We start from the raw sequence: 24,427 nt of genomic DNA, 5'->3' as shown, positions 1-24,427 counted from the left end.
AGGGAGCGAACGGGTGAGGGTCCGCGGAACACTGGTCGCCGCGCTCCGGGGCCGGGCGCGCGCCGGCCGCGCGGGGTGGTGGCCGCGCGGGGTGGTGGCCCGGCCGGTGTGTCCGGGGCCCGTCGCATACCGTCTTGGACTGAGGCCGGGCGACCGTTAGCGTGCCACCCGCACGGAGACTGTTTGTTACCACCGAGCAGTGGGAGCACACATGAGCCGACCGTCACGACGCGCACTGTTGGGAACCGCCGGAGCGATCGGGGCCGGGGCGGCGCTCGGCGGTGCCGCCCCCGCCTCCGGCTCCACGGCCGCCGCGAAGCCCGCCCGCCGCCAGGAGCGGACACCGGCGGATGACACCGGAGCGGCGTACGACACCGGAGCCGCATACGACACGGGACCCGCGCGGGCGGCGCTGGCCCGGCTGCTGCCCCGGCACGCCGATCAGTTCCAACTGGTGCCGCTGGCCCCGGACGGCGGCACCGACCGCTTCCGGGTGGACGGCCGGGCGGGGCGGATCACGGTCTCCGGGACCACCCCCGCCGTACTCCTGACCGGCGTCCACTGGTACCTCAAGTACACCTGCCGGGCCCAGCTGTCCTGGGCCGGCGACCAGGTGGAGCTTCCCGGCCGGCTGCCCGCCCCGGCCTCGCCGGTCGACCGGTCCACTTCGCTGCGCCACCGCTTCGCCCTCAACGACACCCACGACGGCTACACCGCCCCGTACGCGGACTGGCCGCACTGGGAGCGGATGATCGATGTGCTGGCGCTGCACGGGGTGAACGAGGTGCTGGTCACCCCGGGCGCCGAGGCCGTCTACCACCGGCTGCTGACCGACTTCGGCTACTCCGACACCGAGGCCCGCACCTGGCTCCCCGCGCCCTCGCACCAGCCGTGGTGGCTGCTGCAGAACCTGAGCGGCTACGACGGCCCGCTCAGCCGCCCGCTGATCGACAAACGCGCCGAGCTGGGCCGCAGGATCACCGACCGGCTGCGCGAGCTCGGCATGCATCCCGTCCTTCCCGGCTACTTCGGCACCGTCCCGGACGGTTTCGCCGCCCGCAACCCCGGCGCGCGGACCGTGCCGCAGGGCACCTGGTCCGGCCTCAAGCGCCCCGACTGGCTCGATCCGCGCACCGAGGTGTTCGCCGCGGCCGCCGCGTCCTTCTACCGCCATCAGCGCCAACTCCTCGGCCCCGCCGACCACTTCAAGATGGATCTGCTGCACGAGGGCGGCGACCCCGGGGACGTTCCCGTACCGGATGCCGCCCGCGCCGTCGAGAAGGCGCTGCGCACCGCCCGCCCCGATGCCACCTGGGTGATCCTGGGCTGGCAGGGCAATCCCCGGCGCGATCTGCTGGACGCCGTCGACCACGACCGGATGCTGATCGTGGACGGCCTCAGCGACCTGGAGACGGTCACCGACCGGGAGCGGGACTGGGGCGGGGTGCCGTACGCCTTCGGCTCCATCCCCAACTTCGGCGGCCGCACCACCATCGGCGCCAAGACCCAGATCTGGGCCGAGCGCTTCACCGCCTGGCGCGACAAGCCGGGCAGCAAGCTCGCCGGGACCGCCTACATGCCGGAGGCCGCCGAACGCGACCCGGCCGCGTTCGAGCTGTTCGGCGAACTGGCCTGGCGGGAACGCCCGGTGGACCGCGCCGCCTGGTTCGACGGCTATGCCGACCTGCGCTACGGCGCCCGCGACGACGGGGCCCGCGCCGCGTACGCCGCGCTGCGCACCAGCGCGTACGAGATCTCCAGCAAGGACGGCCGGCCGCACGACTCGGTCTTCGCCGCCCGTCCCGGCCTGGCGGCCCGCTCCGGCACGATCTACGCCACCCACACCCCCGCCTTCGACCCGGCGGCGTTCGACACCGCCTTCGCCGCGCTGCTGACGGTCCGCCCGGCGCTGCGCGGCAGCGACGCCTACCGCCACGATCTGACGGACGCCGCCCGGCAGGCCCTCGCCAACCGGTCCTGGCAGCTGATCGGGCAGCTCCAGGAGGCCTACCGGCGCAAGGACCGCACGACGTTCCGTGCGCTGTCGGAGCTGTGGCTGCGGCTGATGCGGCTCAGTGACGAGGTCACCGGCGCACACCGGCTGTTCCTGCTCGGGCCCTGGCTGGCACAGGCCAAGGCCATGGCGACCGGCGCCGAGGAGGAGGCGCGGCTGGAACACAGTGCCCGTGCGCTGATCACCACCTGGGCGGACCGGGCCACCGCCGACGGCGGTTCGCTCGCCAACTACGCCAACCGCGACTGGCACGGCCTGATCCGCGAGGTCCATCTCCCGCAGTGGCAGGCCTACCTGGACGAACTCGCGGACGCGCTGGCCGCGGACCGGCCGCCGAAGACCTTCGACTGGTACGCCCTGGAAGAGCCCTGGACCCGCGCGCGCACCGCCCATCCGCTGCGCCCGACGACCGATGCGTACCGCACCGCGCGGCGGGTCCGCGACACCCTCGCCACGGCCCCCTACCAGGGCACCGTCACGGTCACCGCCGACCCGTCCGCGCTGCCGCCGGGCGGCCGGGCCACCGTCACCGCGGCGCTGCGCAACGTCAACGGGCTGCGGGCGACCGGCCGGGTGGACTTCGCGCTGAGCGGCGTCGAGGCCACCGCGTCGAGCCCGGTGTCGCTGCCGCAGCTCCCGCCAGGCGGCACCGGCCGGGCCCGCTGGCAGGTCACCGCCCCCGCCGGTCCCCTGAACGCCCCCCTGCACCCGCTCCCGTACGACCTCACCGTCGACTACGGCCCGAAGGGCGCGCCACGGGTCCGCGCGGCGCAGCACGGCACCCTGTTCGTGGCAGGGCCGCTGGACGACGCACTGCGGACCGTCACCACCAATGCGGCGGTTTTCGGCCAGTTGGACGACCGACTGGCCGTCCACGGCGGGGGCGCGGACCTGTGGAAGGGCACCGCCGAGTTCGGCGCGGTCTACCGGCCGGGCGCGCTCACCGCCGGCGGCTCGGCCACGGTCGAGGTGACCTCCCAGGACCCGACCGGCCCCTGGGCCCGCGCCGGCCTCGTCGTCCGCAACCGCCTCGCCGCACCGTCCTCACCCTCAGCCCCGGGCGCTCCGTCCGCCCCGTCCGCCCCGGACGCCCCGGACACCCCGGATGCCCCGTCAGCCGCAGGCGCTCCGGACGCCCTCGGCTTCCTCAACCTGTCCGTGACCCCCGCCAACGGCGTCGTGCTGTCCTACGACGCGGACGGCGACGGCACCCTGGACACCTACCGGCGGATCACCGGCGTCACCGCGCCCGTCCTGCTCCGCCTGACCCGCGGGAAGGACGCCGCGGCCGCGGGCACCTACACCGGCTCCTGCTCCACCGACGACGGCGCGACCTGGCGCGAGATCGCCACCGTCTCGGTCCCCGGAGCCGCCGCCCGGCAGGACACCGGTCTGCACCAGTGTGCCGCCAACTCCGCGGCCGGGGACCGCGGGACGGCGGAATTCCGCCGCTGGAAGCTCGCCTGACCGCCGCGTACCCTGACCGGGAACGCACCACGAGCGAGGGGATCACGGTATGAGTGCCGCAGCTGAGAAGGAGTGGCTCTACGCCCTCGACATTTCCGATGCCACCTGGCAGCGCGCCCCCGGAGACGCCGAGGAGGCCGTGGAGATCGCCTTCCTGGAGCGGGGCGCGGTGGCCATGCGCAACTCCACGGACCCCGATGTGGTACTGCGCTACACCGAGGCGGAATGGCGGGCGTTCGTACTCGGCGCGCGGGACGGCGAGTTCGACCTGCAGCGCTGAAGCCGGCCCGTCCGGCAGTCATTGCGGCCACCGCGGTCCACGCACCGCGGTGGCCGCGGCCGTGTGATCGTCACCCGTCAGGGCGCCCGGGAGGGCCGGTGACCATCACAGGAATCACTCGTTTCACCGAACGTGAAGCAGCAGCAAGCGACACCCCAGCGTCCGGACCGCACCTCCCCCGGCAGCCTTGAGGACATCGGTGACGTCATCGACGTCGAGCAGGCCGAGGCGGCGCTGGTCGAGCACTACCCCCGGCTGGTCCGGCTGGCCTACCTGGTCCTGCCGCCGGGCCCCAGCCGCGGCCGGCGGGTGCTGGCAGCCCACGCCGTAGTGCAACGGACCCTGCCGCGCCAGCGCAGCTCCACCCGCGGGCTGGGACTGCCCGCCCAGCGCGCCGGCACGGACGCGGCGATCGACGCCGGCTATGCCTTCGTACGGCTGCGGGTCCTGCGGGCCGCCCTGGCCGCCGGCCGCTCGCGCCGGTGGCTGCCGGTGCCGCCGCCCCCGTTCCCCCAGGTCTGGGGCCTGCGGCTGTTCCCGCGCTCCGGCGGGGCCGATGAACTCGCGTTGGACCAGGCGCTGTCGGCGCTGTCCGGGCCGGGGCGGGCCGCGTTCGTGCTGCGCGATCTGGAGCGGCTGAGCGCACCCGAGACGCGCCGGGTGCTGGAGGCCGCCGGGGTGGCACACCCCCGTGAGGCGCTGGACGAGGCGGAGCGGGCCACGACGCCGGCCGGCAGCCGGGATCGGTCGCTGCTGGAGTCGCCGGAGTTCGACCCCTGCGCGCTGCAGGCCAGGCCGACGGACCTGATCCGGCGGCGGCAGCACGGCCGGGCGGTGCTGACCGCCGGTGTGGCGGTGCTGGTGTGCGGGGCGCTGCTGGGGATGCCGGGCGACGGCTGGGGCCCGGACGGCGCCGCCGCCCCGACGTACGCACGCAACGCGGCGGCCGAAGCGGCCCTGGACCCCGGCAAGCTCGCCGTGACCTCCGCGACCGCCTGGAAGAACGCCGCCCGGCAGGACTTCTCGGCCTGGCCGGCCCGCGGCGACCGGATCCACGACAAGGCGCTGCTGCGGCGGGCCCTGGCCGTGTGGGCCAGGCCCGGTGCCGGGGTGCCGGTCTCGGCGACGCCCGGCACCCCGTCCGGACCGGCGGCGGGCCCGGCCCAACTGCTCTTCGCGGGCGTGGTGGACCACGTCGTGGTGGTGCTCATGCACGACGGACTGCGGGTGGTGCGCTACGCGGAGGCGGCCGACGGCGAGGGGCAGAGCGACGGCACGGGCGCGGCGGTGGACTTCGCGCGGACCGACGGTGCGACGGCGGATTCGGCCAGCGCACTGGTCGTGAGCCGCACGCAGGGCAATGTCCGCTACCTGACCGCACCGTGGGTGAAGTCGGCCCGGCTGGTCGATCTGGTCAAGCCGGACGCGCGGGGCGGTCGGTTGCGGATCGGGGCCGACGGCACGACCGATCCGGTGCCCACACCGCTGCCCGCGGCGACGTGCACGACCTGGCCGGCGCTGCGAATGGGCGGCCACCTGCTCACCGACCTCGGTGAACTGACCCCGGCACGGCTGACGTACGGCACCCCCCGCAAGCCGGGCGGGGTGACCACGCCGCGCGCCAGGACCGCCTGGGCGCGCACGGCCTGCCAACTGGCTGCGGTGCGCGGTCAGGGCGTCCGCGCGGTGAACTCCTGGGAGTTCGCCCACCAGCCCCTGCCCGGGGGCGCGGGCAGCGCGGCCTGGCTGTGCACCCGCGCCGAGACCTGGCGCGGTCCGGGCAGCCGGACGATGGCCCAGATCCAGACACCGGCAGCGGGCGGCCGGCCCTACGCGGCCGGCACGGTGGCGGCCCGCGCCGAGGGCGGTACGGCCTGCGGCCCCCGGGCGCCGCGGGCCCTGGCCGGGGTGCTGTGGAAGTCCGCCACCGGGCAGTGGTGGCTGCTGGCCGCGGGCAGCAGCCAGGTCAGGTCGATCACCACCACCGGCGACGTGCACGGCCAGTCCCCCGGACGCCTGCTGACCCTCCCGGCGAAGTCGGGCTACCGGGCGGAGCTGAGAGGGCGGCTGGCGAACGGGAAGTCGATGGGGGCGGTGGGCTAGAGGGGGCCTGCCCGGTCTAGGTGGGCTGCCGGACACGTCGGGTGAGTCATGAAGGCTGCGGCGAGTCGCGCTGGGGCGTGAGGTGGTTCTTCTCGGCGAGGACGCCGGCCTGAAAGCGGCTGTCGGCCCCAAGGCTCTCCATGATCTCGGCGATGTGACGTCGGCACGTACGCACGGACAGCCCGACGCGCCGGGCGACCACTTCGTCTTTCGCCCCCGTGGCGAGCAGGCGGACGATCGCCCGCTGGAGTTGGCCGGAGACATTCTCATAACCGGTCGTATCGGCGGCGAAGGGACTGGCGGAGGACCAGATCGTCTCAAATGTGCGGAGGAGGAAAACCAGCATGGAGGGCTCTCGCACAAGGAGGGCGCCGTTTCCGTCCAGCGTGGTGCGATCAGGGAGGACGGCCAGCTCTCCGTCGAACACGATCATCTTGTCCGGCAGTTCGTCCGTTGTGCGCACGACGGCGCCTGCTTTGCTCACCTGCTCTACGTACAGGCGCGTAGGAAGGCTGCCGCGGGCCGTGTGCTGATAGAGAGTGCGCATCCGTACACCACGCCGGAGCATGTCCAAGTCACGGCTCAGGGCATCCTGCAGCTTGCCCGGGTCTCGACCGCCGCCGGGCTGAATCGTGAGAACCTCCTCGGCGCAGCGCCCCGCCGCTTCATTGAGTACCGAGTGGACCACGTCGGCACTGGCGAGTGCGTCCGTCGCGCGATCGCGTCCGCGCTCAAGAGCGGTCCGCTCGTACAGCGGCGCCAACGCCGCAAGCTCTGACCGTGCCTTGTCGATGGTCTGCTGCCGACGCAGGACCTCGTCCTCCATGGGGCGCAGTAACTCCGCCGCGGCAGCCTGCGGGCTTGCGGGAACCATGAGCCCGTCACCGCCGGGGACCTGCCGGAGGAGCCCCCATGCCGCGAGAGTTGCCGCCGCTGCCCTTGCTTCACCGTCGTCTATCCCTAACGCGGCGGCGACGTCGCCAGCCCGGAAGGCTCCGGCGGTGAGGGATGCACGCAGGACCGACGTATCGAGCGGCCCAAGAGCCGGCAAGCTCGGCATGGATAGGTCGCGACTATTCACTTATGCCCCTTTTGCTCTGATGCGATAAAGGTGTCATGCAGTTTAGTGCCGGTGGTATCTGCATGACTCATCAGGCTCGGCCGGTGCAGTCTTGTCATGTCGACGAAAGCGCGGCGAATCCAGAGGACACAGGGGCGACTTTAGGCCCTCGAAGGGGGAAGAAATGAAGGCCGAGAGAACCGGAATGATCATCTTCGCAATTCTCGGATTTGGCTTCCTTGCAGGGTCCGCTTCCACTTCGGGCGCCGGACATGAGCCGGCCGGTGTCCTCGCGAGCGCAGCGTCGACAGACACGGGCTGGGTTGCACCCGCCGACACAGGCTGGGTTGCGCCGGCCGACACGGGCTGGTGAACACCTCACAACGGTGAAACTATGGGGAATGGCGCAATGACCTCACAGAGCAGTGCCGTTTTTCAACATTCACCCACTCCGTGGACAGTTGGAGAGCTTCGGCAGTCCCTGGAGGGTCTGCATCCAGACGCCATCCTTGCGATCTACGTTGCCACGACTCCAGGCAGAGAAGCCTGGGAGGAGCAAGTGGTCGTAGGCCTATGGAAGCCAGAATCCCTGAACTGCTCCAACCACATGGCGATAGTCCTCGCCGATATGCCGGCAGGGCTGTACCTGAGAACGGCAGAGCAGTGATGTGACCCAGCTCCCTTTACCCGCAACACCACTTACCCACTCACGAATCTTCCTCCTTGGGAGGTGAGTTCATGCAGATCCAGATCCGCAAGGTCGAGCACATCAAGGCAACCGGAAACGGCGCCAACTGCTGAGCTCCGACATCCAGCCCTTCCCAAGCCAGAGGAGGTGAACTTCATGCAGATCCAGATCCGCAAGGTCGAGCACATCAAGGCAACCGGCAACGGCGCCAACTGCTGAGCTCCGACATCCGGCCCAATCAAAATGAAAGCACGTATCGGGTGGTGCCGAAGACGCGAAACTGCGTCTTCGGCACCCGCCGCTTGGCGGAAGAGCAGGAGAGCTTGGAGTGGACACTACGAGAATCGCACTCAAAACCTGCGAGTGGGGGCGTGTCGACGACGCACTGCTCGTTGTCTGCGACCCGGCAGTTCAGATCGAGCTTGAAGACCCGAAGGGGCAGACCGAGACGTTTTTACGAGTCCTTTCGGCCGGCCCCACCACTCGCCGAGAGCTTCAGCAGAATCTGGCGGACCAAGGCCTCACCATTTCGATGCCGGACATTCTCGCTGCTGTGCAGACGTTGGACTCTCTTCGATTGCTCGAAGACCCAAGCCGGCAGTCCTTGGGCGACCCAAGGGAAGATGAGCGATACCACAGCAATTTGGCATTCTTTGATCTTTTCGCTTCTCTCAAGCGTTCCAGGACCGAGCTTCAGCAGCAGTTGCTGGGGGCTCACGTCCTGCAACTGGGCACCGGCGGCATGGGCTCCTCGGTGATCCAACACCTGGCAGGTCTGGGTGTAGGGCACATCACGCTGTTGGACTTCGATGTCATCGAGCCCCGGAACTTCTCTCGCCAGTTCCTGTACAGGAACAGCGACATCGGCCGGCCCAAAGTCCAGCGGGCCGCGGAATGGCTTCGCGCATTCGATCCCGGCATTCGGGTTGACGTGGTGGAAGAGAAGGTTGGCGGTCCGTCGGACGTGGCCGCCCTGCTCGATGGGGTGGACGTCGTCTCCGCCGGTATCGACCGCCCCGCGGCAGTGGACGACTGGGTGAACGAGGCATGCATGGAGGCTTGTGTTCCCTATGTCCGTGGGGGCGTCAGCGGCAGCCGCCTGGTCTACTTCTCCGTGGACCCCGGGCACAGCCCGTGCCTGGCCTGCATCCGGAAGAGTGAAGAGGAGGCTGCAGCCGGATCGGCGATTGAGGCTTCGGTCAACAGGCTCAGCAGTCAGCTGTCGTTTCTGAACCGTGCGATCGGTCCCGTGACGGGATTGCTGGGATCCGTGGTGGCCTTTGAACTACTGCGTTACGTGACACGGTACGAGGAGCCTCAAGCGGCAGGCACGTGGGTCACCTGGGACGCCGCCAACGGCCTTGCGCAGCGCCGGGAGCCGTGGCGTGCAGATCCCGGCTGCCACCTTTGCCGGCGCGCCCGGCAGCGCACAGCACGTCCGGTCGAGGCCGTCGCATGACCACGTGCTCTGCAGAGCGGGTCCGGCTCCGCCCCTTGACTCTGGTGGAGGAGACCACGGACCAGGTACTCGTGGGAGACCCTGAAACTGCCACGTTCATCACCGTCCCTACTGTCGGCGCACTGGTGATCCGCGCACTCCAGCGGGGCGCGAGCCCGGAAGAGGCAGCCCGGGAGGCGGAAGCGAGTGCGGGTGAGCCGGTCGACGTGGTGGCGTTTGTCGAGGCACTTCATGAACTCGGTTTCGTCGACGAAGGAGATGGGGAACCAGCCGAGACGTCCGCCGGCCCCGAGGTGCAGCGGACGGCGCCGATCCAGCAACGCCGCTGGGTGAGTGCCCTGGACCCACGTCGGGCCCGGCCCTTCTTCTCTCCGGCCGCCTGGACGTTATACGGGGCAGCGCTGGTGTTCTGCATCGGCCTGTTCATTCTTCGACCCGACCTGATTCCGCGACCGCAGGACACCTTCGTGTTCGAGAATCGCGGACTGGCCCTGCTGTTCCTTCTGCCACTCAGCTACCTGCAAACCGCGCTGCATGAGGCATGGCACTGGTTGGGCGCACGGGCTGCAGGCGTTTCCGCCCGTTTCGGAATCGATCGGCGTCTGTGCTTCCTCGTCTTCGAAACCGATCTGTCGCAGCTGTGGTCTCTTCCTCGTCGCCGACGATATGCACCGCTGCTCGCCGGTTTGGCGATTGATTCACTTCTGCTGGCAGTCCTGCTCGCCGTCCAACTCGTAGGTGAAACCGCCTCCCTGCCACTGCTGCATCCGCTGGCAGAGCTGGCATCCGCGATGTCATTTGTGACGTTCAGCGCCATTGCCTGGCAGTGCATGATCTTCATGCGGAACGATCTGTATGCCGTGCTGGTCACCGCGACGGGATGCAACAACCTCTGGGAAGTAAAGAGTCTCCTGCTGAAGCGATCCATGGGGCGGCTTTCCCCCGACCAGCACAGGCAGCTTGCTCAGGCGCACCCTCAAGATGTGGCAGTCGGACGATGGTTCCGGTGGCTCTACCTCCTTGGCGTACCCCTTGTCCTCGCCTACTACGCGGTGTTCCAAGTGCCGATTCTCCTCGGTGCTTTGCATTGGACGGCCGAGGGTCTGTCAGGAGATCCCACCAGCGGGGCATTCTGGCTGACGTTCGGAGAGTCGCTGCTGATCTACTTGCCGCTGTTGCTCGTATTCATCACTTCCGTCAAAGCCCGGATCGACAAGAACAGGGCACACTCTGCGCGTATGTGACAGCCGGGTAACGGACCCCCACCCGACAGGTCACGGGCGAGTGGCCACCAACAGGTCCACCACATAGGCCTCTTCCACCGCCGCGTCGGGGAACACCCCGTGCAGTCGCCTGCGCTCCTCGCGGAGAAAGGCCCGCCTGTCGTCCTCGGCAAGGACGAGGAACGCCGAGCGGCTGGTGATGTTGGCAAGGTGCGTGTCGAGCGGGACCCTGCGGCTCCACCGCACCTGGCGGCGCGCGACCCGGAGCCCCGACAGGCCCGCGAGCCGGATGGCGTCGCTGTCGTCGGGACGCGTCCGGGAAGAGGGCGTCACTCCGCAGTGGTGCGCGATCCGCTCGTGCTGGTCACGGATCCAGGGCACGTCAAAGGCGGTGGTGTTCCACCAGATCGCGAGTGCACCGCCCGGACGCAGCACCCGCAGCGCCTCCGGGACGGAGCGGGCGGCGTCGGTCCACTGCCAGGACTGTGCGAGGTGATGAGGTCGTGGGAGACGTCCGCGAGCGGGAGGGCGATTCCGGTGCCCGCGCCGACATCGGCGACGCGGGCACCCGCCAGGGGCCGGCGCATGACCTGTGCGACGAAATCGAAGAGCGCGGGCGGATACGAAGGCCGGCCTGCCGCGTACTGGTCAGCGGCCGCGTTGAACGCATGGGCGCGGGAGTCGGCGGTCATCCCCACATCATCGTCCCCCGCCCGCCCCGCCGACCACCGGCCGATCGCCTGCCCGCCTGCCCGCCTGCCCGCCCCGGTGACATTTCCGGTCGCACGCTACGGACGCGCAGCGTCGGCTCGCCGTACCGGGGGCCGGGACGCCGCCGCCCGCTCGTCGGCGTCCGACAGCCAGAAGTACAGCGGCGGCAGGGCGAGTTCGAGGACCGTCAGGACGACCTGGAAGCTCTGCGGCGGCCCGTGGAGCGCCATCGACAGCAGCCGGCCGATGCCGCCGAGCAGGAAGATGCCGGCGAGCCACCGCACCGCCGTGGACGGGATCGGCGACTGCCGCGCCGCCCAGATCCAGGCGAGTCCGTAGCCGAGGAAGACCGCTCCGTAGTACCGCTCCCGGCTGTCGACGGTCGCGCCGGCCGAGCCCTCACCCGGTACCGAGTCGATGCCGAGCACGAGATGAAAGACGCCGATCGCCGCGCAGGCGGACCCCATTGCCAGCACCAGCCACTTGAGAAGTCCGGCCATCAGGCGGCCACCTTTCCCCACTAGTGGATGCCTGTCTACCAGCGGGAACGTACGACTGGTAGTAGACAGGTGTCAAGTAACCTGGGGGTGTGACCGCGCGCCGCAGACTCGACCCCGCCGAACGCCGGAGCCAACTGCTCGGCGTCGGCGCCCAGCTCTTCGCGGCGAAGCCGTACGACGAGGTGTTCATGGAGGAGGTCGCCGAACGGGGCGGCATCTCCCGCGCCCTGCTCTACCGCTACTTCCCGAACAAGCGCGATCTGTTCGCCGCGGTCTACCGGCAGGCCGCCGACCGGCTGCTGGCCCGGACGGAACTCGACCCGGCCCGCCCCGTGCGCGAGCAGCTGTCCGCCGGACTCGACGCGCACATCGACTACTTCGTCGCGAACCGGAACACCGTGCTCGCGGCGAACCGGGTGCTCGCCGGCGACCCGGTGATCCAGGCCGTCATCACCGACGAGCTGGCCGAGCTTCGACGGCGGCTGCTCGACTCCACGGAGCTCGGCGAGGGCCCCCGTCACATGGTGTCGGCGGCACTGATGAGCTGGATGGTGTTCGTCCGCACCCTGTGCGTGGACTGGCTGACGCACCAGGCGTTCAGCCGCGGCGAGCTGCACGACATGTGCGTCGGCGCCCTGCTGGGAGCGCTGCGGCCGGTCATGAACCTCGACCGGCCGCCGTCCGGCGGCGAGGAGTGGCCCACGGACCGTCGGCCCGGCCCTGCCGAGGCCCGTTGACCCCTACGGGGGGGAGCCCCACGGCGGGTAAGCCGACAGCGCGGGAGACGGAACAATCGCTCCATGGATGAGATCACCTTCCGGCTCGCCGACGACGGCGACGATCTGCCGGGCCTGGTCGCGCTGTACGACGCCGCGGCCCGCTGGATGCAGGCGTCCGGCATCGACCAGTGGAAGCCCGGCAGCAAGGACGAGGAGCACTTCCGGCTGCGGCGGAAGGACGGCGAGGTCTGGCTTGCGGAGGTCGCCGGGCGGCGGGTGGGCGCTTTCGAACTGTGGTGGCGCGACGAGCCCGCCTGGGGGCCGCAGCCACCGGTGGCGGGCTACGTACACCGGCTGATGGTGGACCGCGACCGGGCACCGGCCGGAACCGGGCGGGCGATGCTGGCGCATGCCGAGCGGCGGATAGCCGGGGCGGGCCGCGCGTGGGCCAGGCTGGACTGCCTCGCATCCAACCCGCGGCTGCGCACCTACTACGAGGGCGCCGGCTACACCGTCGTCGGCGAGCAGCCCTTCAAGGAGGGGAACGGCGGCAACCGGTACGCCGTCACCCTCCTCGAAAAGCGGCTGAAGGCCTGACGCGGGCCTCAGCCGCGGCGGAAGACCGCGACCGTGCGGCCCGGCACGGTGAAGGTGCCCGACGACCGTGCGTACGACGCGGTGGCGGTGGTCCGGTCCGCGCCGTGGGCCTGGACGGGATGCAGGGCGTAGCGCTCGCCAGCGAGTGCGCGGACGGTCTGGTCCTGGCGGGCCGGGGTGGCGTTGAGAACGACGACGAGGTTGCCGAGGCGCATGGTGATCACGCCGGGGGTCTCGTCCTTCCCGGAGAGCGGGAAGGACAGCGCCGACTGGACCCGGGCGGTGGTCGGAAGGCCGAAGGCCGGTTCCGTGGCGTGGATGCGCAGCAGGTCGCGGTAGGCGGCGGAGGCGTGGTGGATCGCGGCACAGCCGGGACGGAGCGCGGGGTCGGCCAGCAGGGGCCGGGCGTAGGGCCACTTGTCCTTGTTGCCGGCGGCCGGGGGCAGTCCGCGGCCGAAGCCGTTGCCGTCGGCGCAGTTCCAGTGCAGGGCGTTGAACCAGTCGCCGCTGTCGAAGGAGTTGCGGTCCAGGGACTTGGAGCGCAGGAGGTCGGATCCGGCCTGGGAGAGCGCCGGGCCCTGCGAGAGGGCGGCGGTGGCGAGGGCGAGCACCTGCATACGGGAGCGGTCGGCGGCGCCGGTGTGCTGCGGGAGTTTGTAGGCGAGGGCGTCGTAGAGCGTTTCGTTGTCGTGGGCGTCGGCGTAGGCGAGGGCGTCACCGGGGGCGGCGGCGTAGCCGGCCGGGGCGCCGTTGTAGTCGACCTGCGAGCCCTTGACGCGGTGGCCGGTGGTGTCGGTGAAGGTGTAGTCGGCGAGGTTGCCGGTGAGGCCGACCTTGATGAGGTCCTGGTAGTGGAGGAGCCGTGCGCGCTGCTCGGCCGGACTCCCGTTCTCCTTCGAGGAGTTGGGGTCGGTGTACAGGCCCGAGGCGAAGCCCTGGATGCGGGGGTCGCCGTCGAACGGGCCGCCGCCGCGTACCGCGTCCCGGGCCCGGTCGCTGAAGGTCGCGATGCCGGTGCCGGCCATGTTCCGCTGGGTGGCCTGGACGAAGCGGGCGTCGTTCGCGGCCTCCCCGAAGTTCCAGCCCTCCCCATAGAGGATGATCTTCTTCCCGTCGACGCCGTCCTTCTCCGGGGTCAGCGCGTCGAGGGCCTCCCTGACGGCCAGGATGTTGGCCTTGGGGTGGTGACCCATGAGGTCGAAGCGGAAGCCGTCGACCTTGTACTCCTTGGCCCAGGTGACGAGGGAGTCGACGACGAGCTTGCCCATCATGGTGTGCTCGGGCGCGGTGCCCGAGCAGCAGGTGGAGGTGGCGACGCTGCCGTCGTCCATGAGCCGCTGGTAGTAGCCGGGGACGATGCGGTCCAGTACGGAGTGCGGGTCCTGGCCGCTCGCGGCGGTGTGGTTGTAGACGACGTCCATGACGGTGCGCAGTCCGGCGCCGTTGAGGCCCTGCACCATGCGGCGGAACTCGACCGTGCGGGCCGCGCCGCCCGGGTCGGAGGCGTAGGACCCTTCCGGGACGGTGTAGTGGAGCGGGTCGTAGCCCCAGTTGTAGGCGTCGCGCCCGGCCGTCTTGCCGACGCAGTCCTGCTGGCGGTCGGAGTCGGGGGCGTACGAGGCCGGATCGCAGCCGGGACGGGCCTGGTCGGCGCGCCGCTCGGGGGTGGTGGCGAAGTCGAAGGCGGGCAGCAGGTGGACGTAGGACGTGCCGGAGCGGGCGAGGGCGGCGAGGTGCCGCATGCCGTCCGAGCGGCGGTCGGTGAAAGCGAGGTACTGCCCCGGGTGGCGGGAGGTGCGGTCCTCGACGGAGAAGTCGCGGATCTGCAGCTCCTGGATGCGGGCGCGGCGCAGCGGCACCGCGGCGGGTTTCGTCAGCCGTGACCAGCCGGGCGGGGCGAGCTCCGGGGCGTCGAGGTCGGTGACCAGGCTGCGGGCCGAGTCGGCGGTCAGTGCGGTGGAGTAGGGGTCGGTGACCTTGTTGGTGACGGTCTTTCCGACGGTGGGCGCCCAGACCGTGACGAGGTAGCGGTACGGTTTTCCGGCCCAGTCGCGGGTGCCGGTGACGCGCCAGATGCCGGTGGTGTCATCGCGTCGCATCGGGACCGTACGGCCGTCGAGTTCGAGGGCGACCGTGCGGGCGGTGGGCGCCCAGACGGAGAGGGCGGGACGGCCGTGGCGGAAGACCGGACCGAGCGCGGCGTGCCGGGCGCGGGCGCCGTAGAGGTCGTCCAGGACGCCGGGTATCTGGACGCCGGTCGTGGCACTCCCCCCGTCGGCCGTGCGCTGGGTGGCGCGGAGTCTGCCGCGCAGGGCGGTACGGGCGAGGTGCCGGTCGCGGGGGTCGACGGTGAAGGCCGGGTAGCCCGTCAGCTGCGGATAGGCGAGCCGTTCGGACGGGCCGAGGGTGCCGGGCGTGAGCCGTATCCGCTTGCCGTGCGCCCCGAACTCCAACTGGGAGGCGGTGTGTTCCGCGCCCTTCCAGACGACGGTGTCGCGGTCGATCCACTGGGCCCGGGCCTGCTCCGGGCCGGCCGCCTGCGCAGGGTGCGGCGGGGACGAGACGACCAGGGTCGCCGCGCCGAGGGCAACGGCGAGGGCGGCGGCCAGGTTCCGGCGGGAGCGGGGGCGGCGCGCAGCGGGGAACCGGCGTGTGGTGGAGGACATGGGTCATGGTTCTATCCGCGCCGATTCCTTACTGCAAGACCTTACGCAAGACATTGCAAGGGTGTTACGTTCCCGCAGTAGCCGGTCCGGCCGACCGGAGGCCCGCCTTGCGGGTCCACGCGCCTGGACGGTCGGACCGGTGCCACTCCCCCCACCCGACTCCCCTACGGCCCCGCTACAGCCCCGCCGGGATGTCCAGTTCGGCGCGGACCACCTTGCCCACCGGGGCCCGGTCGACGACCTCCCAGCGGTCGGCGAGCGCAGCCACCAGTGGGAGACCGCGCCCCGTTTCACAGTCCGGGGGCGGGAGCGTAAGCGCGCCGGGGGACGGCGGGCGTTTCTCCGTGCGGGTGTCGGCGACCTCGATGCGGAGGGTCGCGGGGCGCGCGGCGGCGGCGCCGGGGTGGACGCAGGACAGGGTCGCGAGGCGCAGCTCGAAGTCCCGGCCGGGGACCCGGCCGTGTGTCACGGCATTCGCGGCGAGTTCGGCGACGACCGCGGCGGCCGTATCGGACAGCTCGCCGCCGTAGGGGAAGCCCCACTGATCGAGCCGGTACACGGCAAGGCGGCGGGCGAGACGGGCGCCGAGGCGGGTCGCGCTGAACCGCATGGTGAACACACGTACGGTAACCGGGGCTTGGGTAATCCGGAAGGTTGCTTGGACTGGCATGCGCCCTACGGTGACGCCCCCATGGCAGCCGTGGCCAGGGTTTCCGCCCCTACGGAGCTCGTACGCAGGGTGAGCGTACGAGTGCAAAGGGTGGACATCGGCGATAACGGAACGTAACCATGGGTGAGTTGTGCGCGTGGCACGACAGACGCAGGGGAGGTGGCCGGTATGGCCGGCAAAGCGGGCAACAGCGAGCCCGAAACCACCGACAGCCTCAGGGCCTTCGGGGCCGTGGTCAAGGCGTTCCGGAAGCGAGCGAAACTGACGCAGGAGGGGCTGGCGCGACGGGTGGGATTCTCCGCCGGGACCGTCGCCTCGATCGAGCAGGGGCGCAGGCTCCCGCCACCGGAGTTCATCGAGCGGGCCGAGCGGGTGCTGGACGCCTTCGGGGTACTGCGGGCGATGGCGACGCAGTTGGCCCGGCAGCCGGGATTGGCCGCGTGGTTCCGGCAGTGGGCCCGGCTGGAGGAGCAGGCGATCAGCCTGTACACGTACGAATGCCGGTTGATGCCGGGGCTGTTACAGACCGAGGCGTACGCGCGCGAGCTGTTCGAGCACCGCATTCCGCTGCTGACCGACGAGGAGACCGAGACGAAGGTGACCGCCCGACTGGACCGGCAGAAACTGCTGCGGGACCGGCCGAACACGGCGTTCAGTTTCATCGTCGACGAGCATGTCTTCCTGCGCCGGACCGGCGGCGCTGACGTGGCCCGGGAGCTTCTTGACCATGTGCTGGAGACCGCCCGGCGCCTCCGGAATGTCGAGCTGCAAGTCATGCCGCTGGCGAGGGGAGTTCATGCGGGGATGGACGGACCGCTGCGGCTTCTGGAGACGCCGAGCAACCGGTGGTACGGCTACTGCGAGGGGCAGGAGAGCGGCCTCCTCATTTCTGACGCGAAGACCATCAGCACACTGCACATGCGCTATGCGAAACTGCGTTCGCAGGCCCTCACTCCGGAGGACTCCCGGAGCCTGCTGACGCAGATGCGAGGAGCGCTATGAACACCACCGAACTGGCCTGGTTCAAGAGCAGCTACAGCGGCAGCTCCGGCGACGACTGCGTGGAGGTCGCCCTCTCCTGGTACAAGTCCAGCTACAGCAGCGGCGATGGCGACGACTGCGTCGAGATCGCCGCCTGCCCCACCACCGTCCACATCCGCGACTCCAAGGACACGGCCGGCCCGCAGCTCGCCGTGCCCGCCCCGGCCTGGGCGGAGTTCGTGGCGTACGCCGCTCACGGGGCCTGACCGCCCCCTCGTACGGCACCGTCCGTCGGGCCCCTCGTGGCTCCGGGGGATCGGTGCCTGTGAGGATGGGTGATCATGAACCTGTGGATTCTTGCGGTCACGCTGGTGAAGATGGCCATCGGACGGCCGGCACACAAGCGCTACCCCGCCGTCTTGACCAGCCATCAAAAGTGGATCGTCTCGCTGGACGCGATCCTTACGGAGCGCAATTGGGGCGGTCGCCATCTGGCGCTCTATCCGTTGAAGCGGATCAACCCCATGCAATCCCGTGTGAGCCTGAAGACCGGCTGGGGCGTCACCTCGCCCGAGAGTTTCCACTCGACCCTGCAGTGGTTGGCCACCGAGGGCCACCGGATGCAGCTGGCCTCGGTGCTCGGGCGCCCGCCGGTGGCATGGGACTTCGGCCGCTACGTCTGGGTCGTCCGCGCCGGGTTCGCCGCCGGGTACGTCGACGAGCCGGGCGCCTGGCGGTTGCTGAGCACTGTGGTGGCGCCCGTGGCCCAGACCTACCGCTCCTGGCAGCAGTTCGCCGACGACTTCGTGGCCGGACGGGAGCTGTGGATGCGCTCGGCGGGCAGCGAATGGTCCGGAACGCAGGAGGACACCGTCAGTGCGGTGCGGAGCCTGCTGGACCCCACGAACGGTGAAAGTCCCTGGCAGCAGGTGCCGTGGGAGACCATCTACCAGGTCGACCAGCAGATCGGCCGACACTGACGGAGGGCCCCGGCTCTCACTGCTCAACCGCCCCCGTAGCCCCCCGGCACCACCAACTCCGGCTGGAAGACGAGCTGGGAGTCGCCTCCTCGCCGTCCGGCCCGGAGGGCCGTCCGCCGCTGCTGCCACCGATGGCGGCGGAGGGCCGCCCCACCCGCGGTCTACCGGCCCGCGGCCTCCGCGAGGGTATGGGCGACCAGAGCGTTGGCGTGGCCGTGGCCCAGGCCGTGTTCGGTCTTGAGCCAGGCCACCAGCTCCATGTGCTTGGTCAGCGGTGAGGCGGTGATCAGGCTCTTCCACTCGGCTATCGGACGGCCGTACTTCTTCTCGATCGACGGGAAGTAACTCGCGGGGCCCTGCACGGTGTTGGTCATGGTCGCAGCATGACACCCCCCACTGACAATCCGGCGGGCCCGCGTCCGCCCCGGCCCCCGGGGCGCGCGGTCAGGGCCGCACCGCCGCCCCCGTGGAACCCCGCACCACCAGTTCCGGCTGGAAGACGAACTCGGTGCGGCGGGGCGGTTCCCGGCGGCCCGCCGCCCGTTCGTGGATCTCCTCGATCAGGGCGCCGACCGCCGCCGTCGCCATGGCCTGGACCGGCTGGCGGACGGTGGTCAGCGGCGGGTCGGTGAAGGCGATGAGCTGGGAGTCGTCGAAGCCGACGACCGAGATATCGGCCGGGACGGCCAGGCCGCGCTGGCGGGCCGCGCGGACGACGCCGAGCGCCATCAGGTCGCTGCCGCAGACGACGCCGGTGCAGCCGTCGTCGAGCAGTGTGGCGGCGGCCGCATGTCCGCCTTCCACGCTGAACAGGGTGTGCTGGACGCGTCGTTCGGCCTGCCCCCTCGACAGGCCGAACGACTCGCCCAGTGCCGCCGCGAAGCCCTCGGCCTTGCGGCGGGAGGGCACATAGCGGGCCGGGCCGACGGCCAGCCCGATCCGCTCGTGGCCCAGCTCGGCCAGGTGGCGCACGGCCATCCGGGCCGCCGCGCCGTCGTCCGGTGAGACGAACGGCGCGTCGATGTGTGCGTTGTAGCCGTTGATGAGGACGAACGGGACGCCGCGGGCGGCCAGGCGGGCGTAGCGGGACGGGTCGGCGCCGGTGTCCGCGTGCAGGCCGGACAGGAAGACGATGCCGGTGACACCGCGCTCCTCCAACTGCTCGACGAGTTCGTCCTCGGTGGCGCCGCCGGGCATCTGGGTGCACAGCACCGGGGTGTAGCCGTGGCCGGCCAGCGACTGCTCGATGATCTGGGCGAAGGCGGGGAAGATCGGGTTGGTCAGTTCGGGGATGACCAGGCCGACCAGCCCGGCGCTGCGCCGCCGCAGCCGGACCGGGCGCTCGTAGCCGAGCACGTCGAGCGCGGCGAGCACCCGCCGCCGGGTGCCCGCCGCGACGCCCGCCTTGCCGTTCAGGACCCGGCTGACGGTCGCCTCGCTGACCTGCGCCTGGGCGGCGATGTCGGACAGCCGGGGGACGGCCGTGGCGTCGGCGGGATCGGGCAGGGTCATTCCTCCCACCAGACGGTGGTGTCGGCGGGCAGTTCAAAGGCCCTCTCGGAGGTGTGCGGTTCGACGCCCCCCTCGGACGTGTGCAGTTCGACGTCCCCCTCGGACGTGTCCAGTGGGCGGGAGGAGAGCAGCAGCCGGCCGTGGGCGGGCAGGCGGGCCGGGGTCCCGGTCGTGTTGACCGTGCAGACCAGGCCGCCGGGGCGGCGGAAGGCCAGGACGCCGTCGGGGGCGTCCAGCCACTCGACCGCGTCGCCCGCGCCGAGGCCGGGGTGGGCGCGGCGCAGGGTCAGGGCGGTGCGGTAGAGCTCCAGGGTGGAGGCGGGGTCGCCGGTCTGGGCCGCGACGGTGAGCGGCGCCCAGTCGGCGGGCTGGGGCAGCCAGCTGTCACCGTCGCCGAAGCCGTACGGGGCCGCGTCGCCGCTCCACGGGAGCGGGACCCGGCAGCCGTCGCGCAGGCCGTCCTGGCCGGTGGCCCGGAAGAAGGAGGGGTCCTGGCGGACCTCGTCGGGCAGGTCGGTGACCTCGGGCAGGCCCAGTTCCTCGCCTTGGTAGAGGTAGGCGGAGCCGGGCAGTGCCAGCATCAGGAGGGTGGCGGCGCGGGCGCGGGCGAGGCTGCCGCCGAGGCGGGTGGTGTGGCGTACGACGTCGTGGTTGGACAGCACCCAGGTGGTGGGGGCCCCCACCGGGCGCATGGCGTCGAGGGAGGAGTCGATCGCCTCGCGGAGGGCGGCCGCGTCCCATTCCGCGTTCAAGTAATGGAAGTTGAAGGCCTGGTGGAGTTCGTCGGGGCGGAGGTAGCGGGCGGTGCGGTCGGCGGTGGGGGTCCAGGCCTCGGCGACCGCGATCCGTTCGCCGGAGTACTCGTCGAGGACGGTGCGCCAGGAGCGGTAGATGTCGTGGACGCCGTCCTGGTCGAAGAACGGCAGGACCTGGTTGCCCAGCAGCTTCAGTTGTTCGCCGTGGCCCATGTCGGGCAGGCCGGGGGCCTTGACCAGGCCGTGGGCCACGTCGACCCGGAAGCCGTCCACGCCCAGGTCCAGCCAGAAGCGGAGGATGGAGCGGAACTCGTCCTGGACGGCGGGGTGGTCCCAGTTGAAGTCGGGCTGTTCGGGGGCGAAGAGGTGGAGGTACCACTCGCCGTCGGGCACCCGGGTCCAGGCCGGGCCGCCGAACAGGGACTCCCAGTCGTTGGGCGGCTCCTCGCCGTTCTCACCGCGTCCCTTGCGGAAGTGGAAGCGCTCGCGCAGTACCGAACCCGGGCCCTCGGCCAGTCCGCGGCGGAACCATTCGTGCTGGTCGGAGCAGTGATTGGGGACGAGGTCGACGATGATGCGCAGGCCGAGTCGGTGGGCCTCGGCGATGACGGCCTCGGCGTCGGCCAGGGTGCCGAACATCGGGTCGATGGTGCGGTAGTCGGCGACGTCGTAGCCGGCGTCGGCCTGCGGGGAGGCGTAGAAGGGGCTGAGCCAGACGGCGTCCACGCCCAGGTCGCGCAGGTACGGCAGTCTGCTGCGGATGCCCGGCAGGTCCCCCATGCCGTCGCCGTTGCCGTCGGCGAAGCTGCGCGGATAGACCTGGTAGATCACCGCGTGGCGCCACCAGTCGGTGGCCGGAGTGGTGGTGTGCTGTGAAGTCATGTCAACCCTTGGTGGTGCCGGCGGTCAGTCCGGCGACGAGGTGGCGCTGGGCGAAGGCGAAGACGAGGGCGGCCGGCACGGCGATGATCACGGCGGCGGCGGTCATCGAACCCCAGTCGTTGGTGTACTGGTTGACGAAGGTCTGCAGGCCGCCGGCGAGCGTCAGGTTCTCCTCGCCGGTCATGAAGGCGGAGGCGTAGGCGACCTCCGCCCAGGCGGTGACGAAGGTGTAGAAGCCGGTCACGGCCAGGCCCGGTCGGGCGAGCGGGAGGACCAGGCGCCAGAAGGTGCCGAAGGGGTTGAGGCCGTCGACCCGTCCGGACTCGTCGATCTCCACCGGGATGGTGTCGAAGTAGCCCTTCATCATCCAGGCGCAGAAGGGGACGGCGATGGTCAGGTAGGTGATGACCAGGCCGGCCGGCTGGTTGAGCAGGCCCAGGCTCGCCAGCAGGTTGTACAGCGGCACGATCAGCACCGCGACCGGGAACATCTGGGTGATCAGCAGCAGCCACATCAGCGGGCGCATCCCGGGGAAGCGGAAGCGGCTGACGGCGTAGCCGGTGGTGGCGGCGAGGAAGACACCGAGGACGGTGGTCAGCCCGACGATGATCACGGAGTTCTTGAACCAGGTCAGGAACTCGGTGTCGGCCAGTACGTGGGTGTAGTTGGCGGCGGTGAAGTGGGTGACGAGGCTGGTGGAGAAGGCGTCGTTGGTGGGTTTGAAGGACGTCACCAGCAGCCAGAGCGGCGGGAAGACGGCGACGAACGCGGCGATGATCAGCGCCGCGTGCAGCCCCAGGGACGCCGGGCGGGAGCGTTGGTGGCGCTTACGGGGCGCGGGCCGGTGCGAGGCGGGCGTCCGGGGCGCGGACGTCCGGTTGCTTCGTGTGCGGGTCATGGTCATGGTCACCACACCTCTCCCTGCTTGCGCAGCGCCCGGCGGTAGACCACCGCGACGACCGAGAGCAGGACCAGGATCAGGACGCCCCAGGCCGCGGACTCGGAGAAGTTGCGGGGGCTGTCGAGGAAGGAGAGCCGGTAGGCGTAGGTCACCAGGATCTCGGTGGCGTCGCCGGGGCCGCCCCGGGTCAGCAGGAAGATCACCGGGAACATGTTGAAGGTCCAGATGGTGGAGAGCAGGATCACCGTGCTGCTGACGGCGCGCAGTCCGGGGACGGTGATGTTGCGGAACCGCTGCCAAGGCCCTGCGCCGTCCATCTCGGCGGCCTCGTACAGCTCGCCGGGTATGGACTGCAGTCCGCCGAGCAGCGCGACGAGCATGAAGGGCACGCCCAGCCAGACGTTGACGGCGATGACCGAGAGCTTGGCCCAGGTCGGGTCGTTGAGCCACGGGACCGCGTCGATACCGCCGCCGGCCAGCAGCTTGTTGAGGATGCCGTTCTTCTCGTTGTAGAGCATCCGCCAGGTGAAGACCGAGATGAAGGCGGGGATGGCCCAGGGCAGGATCAGTGCCAGGCGGTAGAAGGTGCGGCCGCGCAGCGTGCGGTTGAGCATGTTGGCCAGGGCGAGGCCGATCAGGAAGGTCAGCGAGACACAGCCGACGGTCCACAGGACGGTCCAGCCCAGGCGGTCCCAGAAGACGCCGTCGGCCAGTACGGCCTGGTAGTTGTCCAGGCCGGTGAACTTGTAGGTGGCGGGGAGGTGGTTGACGCCGATGTTCCGCTCGACGTTGGCCTCGTTGGCGTCGGTGAGCGAGAGGAAGACGCCGCGCACCAGCGGATAGCCGATGATCACCCCGATGACGAGTACCACCGGGGCGACCATCGTCCATGCGTACCAGTGGGTGCCCAGCGCCCGGCGCACCCGAACAGCAAAGGTCACTTGTAGTCCTTGAGCAGCTTCCGGTAGGCGTCGCCGGTCGCCTTGGCGGCCTGCTCGGGCGTGGAGGCGCCGGTGAGCACCTTGTTCATCTGGACCTTGATCGGCTCGAAGAGGGAGTTGCCCTCGGCGATCCAGGGGCGCTGGACGGCACCGTCGACGGCGGGCTTGAAGAACTTGACCATCTCGTTGTTCTTGACGGCCGGCACCTCGTACACGGACTTGCGGGTGGGCAGCAGGCTGAGCTTCTCGTTGGTCTGCTGCTGGACCTTGGCCGAGCTCATGTACGTGACGAAGGCGTAGGAGGCCTGGAGGTTCTTGCTGCCCGCATAAACGGAGAGGTTCCAGCCGCCCTGCGGGGAGCCCTGGGCGGTGCTGCCGGCAGGCACGGGGGCGACGCCGAGGTTCTCCTTGTCGGCGGGGGACTTGAAGGCCTTGCCGGCGCGGGCGCCCTCGATGTCCCAGGGGCCGTCGACGGCCATCGCGACGGTGCCGTCCTTGAGGGCCTTGAGCTGGTTCTCCTGGCCGTCGGTGGCATCGGTGACGGCGGCCTTGGAGTCGACCAGGCTCTTGAGGGTCCGGAAGGCCTTGACGCCGGCGCCGTCGTCGATCTCCACGACCTTGTCGCGGGCGTTGACCAGGTCGCCGCCCTCGCCGTAGAGGTAGGGCAGGAACCAGTAGGGGTCGTCGCCGCGCAGGTAGAGGGCGGTGGCGCCGGTCTTCGCCTTGATCTTCTTGGCGGCGGTGGCCAGTTCGGCGAAGGACTTGGGCACCTCGACGCCGGCGTCCTTGAGGAGCTTCTTGTTGTAGAAGAGGCCCAGGGTGTCGATGACCTGGGGTGCGGCGTAGGTCTTGCCCTTGAACTTGGTCGAGCCGACGGCCTGCGGGAGGTAGTCGTCGGTCTTGTCGAGGGCGGGGGTGCCGTCGAGGGGCGCGAGGTAGCCGAGGTTGGCGAAGTCGGCGACCCAGGCGACCTCGGTGCGCATCACGTCGGGGGCGCCGGAGTTGCCGCCGGCGGCGTTCTTGAACTTGGCGTTGGCGTCACCGAACGGCACGTTCACATACTTGACGTGGACCTTCGGGTGCTCCTTCTGGAAACCTTCGGCAAGCTTGCGGTACGTCGCCTTCTCGGCGTCGTTGGAGGTGTCCCAGAAGGTAACGGTTCCGGACAGTTCGCCCCCGCTGTTGCCGCCGCTGCCGCCGTCACCTCCGCCGCACGCCGTCGCCGCCAGCGCCAGGCCCGCTACCAGCGCGGTGGCCGCTGCACCCCGTATGCCACGCCGCATGTGAACTCCTTAGGGAAATGCCTCAGATGGCGGTC

The 24,427-nt window shown here is 70.6% G+C and carries 21 protein-coding genes and 1 pseudogene; 11 read left to right on the top strand and 11 right to left on the bottom strand.

Annotated features, from left to right (window positions below):
• Positions 1–211: 211 nt before the first annotated feature.
• The 3 genes from ACF088_RS32665 to ACF088_RS32655 all read left to right on the top strand — a co-directional run bounded on the left by ACF088_RS32665 (position 212) and on the right by ACF088_RS32655 (position 5,864).
• Positions 212–3,481 carry an alpha-N-acetylglucosaminidase TIM-barrel domain-containing protein gene (locus tag ACF088_RS32665; RefSeq protein WP_392379495.1) on the top strand — a complete coding sequence of 1,090 codons (3,270 nt, stop codon included), beginning with the start codon at positions 212–214 and terminating at the stop codon, positions 3,479–3,481.
• Positions 3,482–3,530: 49 nt separating this feature from the next.
• A complete protein-coding gene (locus ACF088_RS32660) occupies positions 3,531–3,761 on the top strand; it encodes a DUF397 domain-containing protein (protein ID WP_030083635.1) in 231 nt (76 codons plus the stop codon).
• 132 nt (positions 3,762–3,893) lie between these two features.
• Positions 3,894–5,864: a hypothetical protein gene (locus tag ACF088_RS32655; RefSeq protein ID WP_392379494.1), complete on the top strand. Its 1,971-nt coding sequence runs from the start codon at positions 3,894–3,896 to the stop codon at positions 5,862–5,864.
• Between the two features lie 46 nt (positions 5,865–5,910).
• Here the strand turns inward: ACF088_RS32655 and ACF088_RS32650 are convergent, their stop codons facing one another.
• Positions 5,911–6,690, bottom strand: a complete 780-nt coding sequence (locus ACF088_RS32650; RefSeq protein WP_392379493.1) for a LuxR C-terminal-related transcriptional regulator — start codon at positions 6,688–6,690, stop codon at positions 5,911–5,913.
• Positions 6,691–7,318: 628 nt separating this feature from the next.
• On the opposite strand from ACF088_RS32650, the gene ACF088_RS32645 reads away from it, so the two are divergent.
• The 3 genes from ACF088_RS32645 to ACF088_RS32635 all read left to right on the top strand — a co-directional run bounded on the left by ACF088_RS32645 (position 7,319) and on the right by ACF088_RS32635 (position 10,315).
• Positions 7,319–7,591 carry a DUF6225 family protein gene (locus tag ACF088_RS32645; protein ID WP_392379492.1) on the top strand — a complete coding sequence of 91 codons (273 nt, stop codon included), beginning with the start codon at positions 7,319–7,321 and terminating at the stop codon, positions 7,589–7,591.
• 349 nt (positions 7,592–7,940) lie between these two features.
• On the top strand, positions 7,941–9,071 hold the full coding sequence (locus tag ACF088_RS32640) for a HesA/MoeB/ThiF family protein (protein WP_392379491.1): 1,131 nt from the start codon (positions 7,941–7,943) through the stop codon (positions 9,069–9,071).
• Between the two features lie 44 nt (positions 9,072–9,115).
• Positions 9,116–10,315, top strand: coding sequence for a hypothetical protein (locus ACF088_RS32635; RefSeq protein WP_392379490.1), 1,200 nt, complete (start codon positions 9,116–9,118; stop codon positions 10,313–10,315).
• Positions 10,316–10,345: 30 nt separating this feature from the next.
• On the opposite strand, the pseudogene ACF088_RS32630 reads toward ACF088_RS32635, so the two are convergent.
• Together ACF088_RS32630 and ACF088_RS32625 are read right to left on the bottom strand one after the other, a co-directional pair.
• Positions 10,346–10,986 (bottom strand): annotated as a pseudogene (locus ACF088_RS32630) (methyltransferase domain-containing protein).
• Positions 10,987–11,082: 96 nt separating this feature from the next.
• Positions 11,083–11,505 (bottom strand): DUF4345 domain-containing protein, encoded by a 423-nt coding sequence (locus ACF088_RS32625; protein ID WP_392379489.1) that lies wholly within the window; start codon positions 11,503–11,505, stop codon positions 11,083–11,085.
• Between the two features lie 89 nt (positions 11,506–11,594).
• Here ACF088_RS32625 and ACF088_RS32620 point away from each other — a divergent pair, with 89 nt between their 5' ends.
• Both ACF088_RS32620 and ACF088_RS32615 read left to right on the top strand, forming a co-directional pair.
• A complete protein-coding gene (locus ACF088_RS32620) occupies positions 11,595–12,242 on the top strand; it encodes a TetR/AcrR family transcriptional regulator (protein WP_392379488.1) in 648 nt (215 codons plus the stop codon).
• A gap of 63 nt (positions 12,243–12,305) precedes the next feature.
• The gene (locus tag ACF088_RS32615) at positions 12,306–12,821 is read left to right on the top strand and encodes a GNAT family N-acetyltransferase (protein WP_392379487.1); all 516 of its coding nucleotides are present in this window, start codon (positions 12,306–12,308) and stop codon (positions 12,819–12,821) included.
• An 8-nt stretch (positions 12,822–12,829) separates the two neighbouring features.
• On the opposite strand, the gene pulA is transcribed toward ACF088_RS32615, so the two are convergent.
• Positions 12,830–15,487, bottom strand: coding sequence for a pullulanase-type alpha-1,6-glucosidase (pulA, locus tag ACF088_RS32610; protein ID WP_392379486.1), 2,658 nt, complete (start codon positions 15,485–15,487; stop codon positions 12,830–12,832).
• A gap of 175 nt (positions 15,488–15,662) precedes the next feature.
• The gene (locus ACF088_RS32605) at positions 15,663–16,157 is read right to left on the bottom strand and encodes an ATP-binding protein (RefSeq protein ID WP_392379485.1); all 495 of its coding nucleotides are present in this window, start codon (positions 16,155–16,157) and stop codon (positions 15,663–15,665) included.
• Positions 16,158–16,325: 168 nt separating this feature from the next.
• Here ACF088_RS32605 and ACF088_RS32600 point away from each other — a divergent pair, with 168 nt between their 5' ends.
• From ACF088_RS32600 to ACF088_RS32590, 3 genes are all read left to right on the top strand, one after another.
• Positions 16,326–17,159 carry a Scr1 family TA system antitoxin-like transcriptional regulator gene (locus tag ACF088_RS32600; RefSeq protein WP_392379484.1) on the top strand — a complete coding sequence of 278 codons (834 nt, stop codon included), beginning with the start codon at positions 16,326–16,328 and terminating at the stop codon, positions 17,157–17,159.
• Positions 17,156–17,404, top strand: a complete 249-nt coding sequence (locus ACF088_RS32595) for a DUF397 domain-containing protein (RefSeq protein ID WP_392379483.1) — start codon at positions 17,156–17,158, stop codon at positions 17,402–17,404. The genes ACF088_RS32600 and ACF088_RS32595 overlap by 4 nt, the downstream gene beginning before the upstream one ends.
• Before the next feature lie 75 nt (positions 17,405–17,479).
• Entirely contained in the window at positions 17,480–18,118 is a 639-nt protein-coding gene (locus tag ACF088_RS32590; protein ID WP_392379482.1) for a DUF1266 domain-containing protein, read from the top strand.
• A gap of 161 nt (positions 18,119–18,279) precedes the next feature.
• Here the strand turns inward: ACF088_RS32590 and ACF088_RS32585 are convergent, their stop codons facing one another.
• The 6 genes from ACF088_RS32585 to ACF088_RS32560 all read right to left on the bottom strand — a co-directional run bounded on the left by ACF088_RS32585 (position 18,280) and on the right by ACF088_RS32560 (position 24,392).
• The gene (locus ACF088_RS32585; RefSeq protein ID WP_392379481.1) at positions 18,280–18,492 is read right to left on the bottom strand and encodes a DUF4287 domain-containing protein; all 213 of its coding nucleotides are present in this window, start codon (positions 18,490–18,492) and stop codon (positions 18,280–18,282) included.
• A gap of 70 nt (positions 18,493–18,562) precedes the next feature.
• Positions 18,563–19,630: a LacI family DNA-binding transcriptional regulator gene (locus ACF088_RS32580; RefSeq protein WP_392379480.1), complete on the bottom strand. Its 1,068-nt coding sequence runs from the start codon at positions 19,628–19,630 to the stop codon at positions 18,563–18,565.
• A complete protein-coding gene (locus ACF088_RS32575) occupies positions 19,627–21,267 on the bottom strand; it encodes a glycoside hydrolase family 13 protein (protein WP_392379479.1) in 1,641 nt (546 codons plus the stop codon). The genes ACF088_RS32580 and ACF088_RS32575 overlap by 4 nt, the downstream gene beginning before the upstream one ends.
• 1 nt (position 21,268) lies before the next feature.
• Positions 21,269–22,171 (bottom strand): sugar ABC transporter permease, encoded by a 903-nt coding sequence (locus ACF088_RS32570; RefSeq protein ID WP_392379478.1) that lies wholly within the window; start codon positions 22,169–22,171, stop codon positions 21,269–21,271.
• A 2-nt stretch (positions 22,172–22,173) separates the two neighbouring features.
• Entirely contained in the window at positions 22,174–23,052 is an 879-nt protein-coding gene (locus ACF088_RS32565; RefSeq protein ID WP_392379589.1) for a carbohydrate ABC transporter permease, read from the bottom strand.
• Positions 23,053–23,105: 53 nt separating this feature from the next.
• Positions 23,106–24,392 carry an extracellular solute-binding protein gene (locus ACF088_RS32560; RefSeq protein ID WP_392379477.1) on the bottom strand — a complete coding sequence of 429 codons (1,287 nt, stop codon included), beginning with the start codon at positions 24,390–24,392 and terminating at the stop codon, positions 23,106–23,108.
• Between the last annotated feature and the right edge of the window lie 35 nt (positions 24,393–24,427).

Source organism: Streptomyces sp. NPDC015125, from assembly GCF_043080045.1.
Classification (GTDB): domain Bacteria; phylum Actinomycetota; class Actinomycetes; order Streptomycetales; family Streptomycetaceae; genus Streptomyces.
The sequence above is the reverse complement of the archived record's forward strand: the minus strand, read 5'-3'. Positions and strand labels throughout refer to the sequence as shown.

Coding starts and splice junctions, on each gene's coding strand:
- ACF088_RS32665 (WP_392379495.1), top strand. CDS start 212: ATGAGCCGACCGTCACGACGCGCACTGTTGGGAACCGCCGGAGCGATC.
- ACF088_RS32660 (WP_030083635.1), top strand. CDS start 3,531: ATGAGTGCCGCAGCTGAGAAGGAGTGGCTCTACGCCCTCGACATTTCC.
- ACF088_RS32650 (WP_392379493.1), bottom strand. CDS start 6,690: ATGGAGGACGAGGTCCTGCGTCGGCAGCAGACCATCGACAAGGCACGG.
- ACF088_RS32645 (WP_392379492.1), top strand. CDS start 7,319: ATGGGGAATGGCGCAATGACCTCACAGAGCAGTGCCGTTTTTCAACAT.
- ACF088_RS32625 (WP_392379489.1), bottom strand. CDS start 11,505: ATGGCCGGACTTCTCAAGTGGCTGGTGCTGGCAATGGGGTCCGCCTGC.
- ACF088_RS32615 (WP_392379487.1), top strand. CDS start 12,306: ATGGATGAGATCACCTTCCGGCTCGCCGACGACGGCGACGATCTGCCG.
- pulA (WP_392379486.1), bottom strand. CDS start 15,487: ATGTCCTCCACCACACGCCGGTTCCCCGCTGCGCGCCGCCCCCGCTCC.
- ACF088_RS32605 (WP_392379485.1), bottom strand. CDS start 16,157: ATGCCAGTCCAAGCAACCTTCCGGATTACCCAAGCCCCGGTTACCGTA.
- ACF088_RS32600 (WP_392379484.1), top strand. CDS start 16,326: ATGGCCGGCAAAGCGGGCAACAGCGAGCCCGAAACCACCGACAGCCTC.
- ACF088_RS32595 (WP_392379483.1), top strand. CDS start 17,156: ATGAACACCACCGAACTGGCCTGGTTCAAGAGCAGCTACAGCGGCAGC.
- ACF088_RS32590 (WP_392379482.1), top strand. CDS start 17,480: ATGAACCTGTGGATTCTTGCGGTCACGCTGGTGAAGATGGCCATCGGA.
- ACF088_RS32585 (WP_392379481.1), bottom strand. CDS start 18,492: ATGACCAACACCGTGCAGGGCCCCGCGAGTTACTTCCCGTCGATCGAG.
- ACF088_RS32580 (WP_392379480.1), bottom strand. CDS start 19,630: ATGACCCTGCCCGATCCCGCCGACGCCACGGCCGTCCCCCGGCTGTCC.
- ACF088_RS32575 (WP_392379479.1), bottom strand. CDS start 21,267: ATGACTTCACAGCACACCACCACTCCGGCCACCGACTGGTGGCGCCAC.
- ACF088_RS32570 (WP_392379478.1), bottom strand. CDS start 22,171: ATGACCATGACCCGCACACGAAGCAACCGGACGTCCGCGCCCCGGACG.
- ACF088_RS32565 (WP_392379589.1), bottom strand. CDS start 23,052: ATGGTCGCCCCGGTGGTACTCGTCATCGGGGTGATCATCGGCTATCCG.
- ACF088_RS32560 (WP_392379477.1), bottom strand. CDS start 24,392: ATGCGGCGTGGCATACGGGGTGCAGCGGCCACCGCGCTGGTAGCGGGC.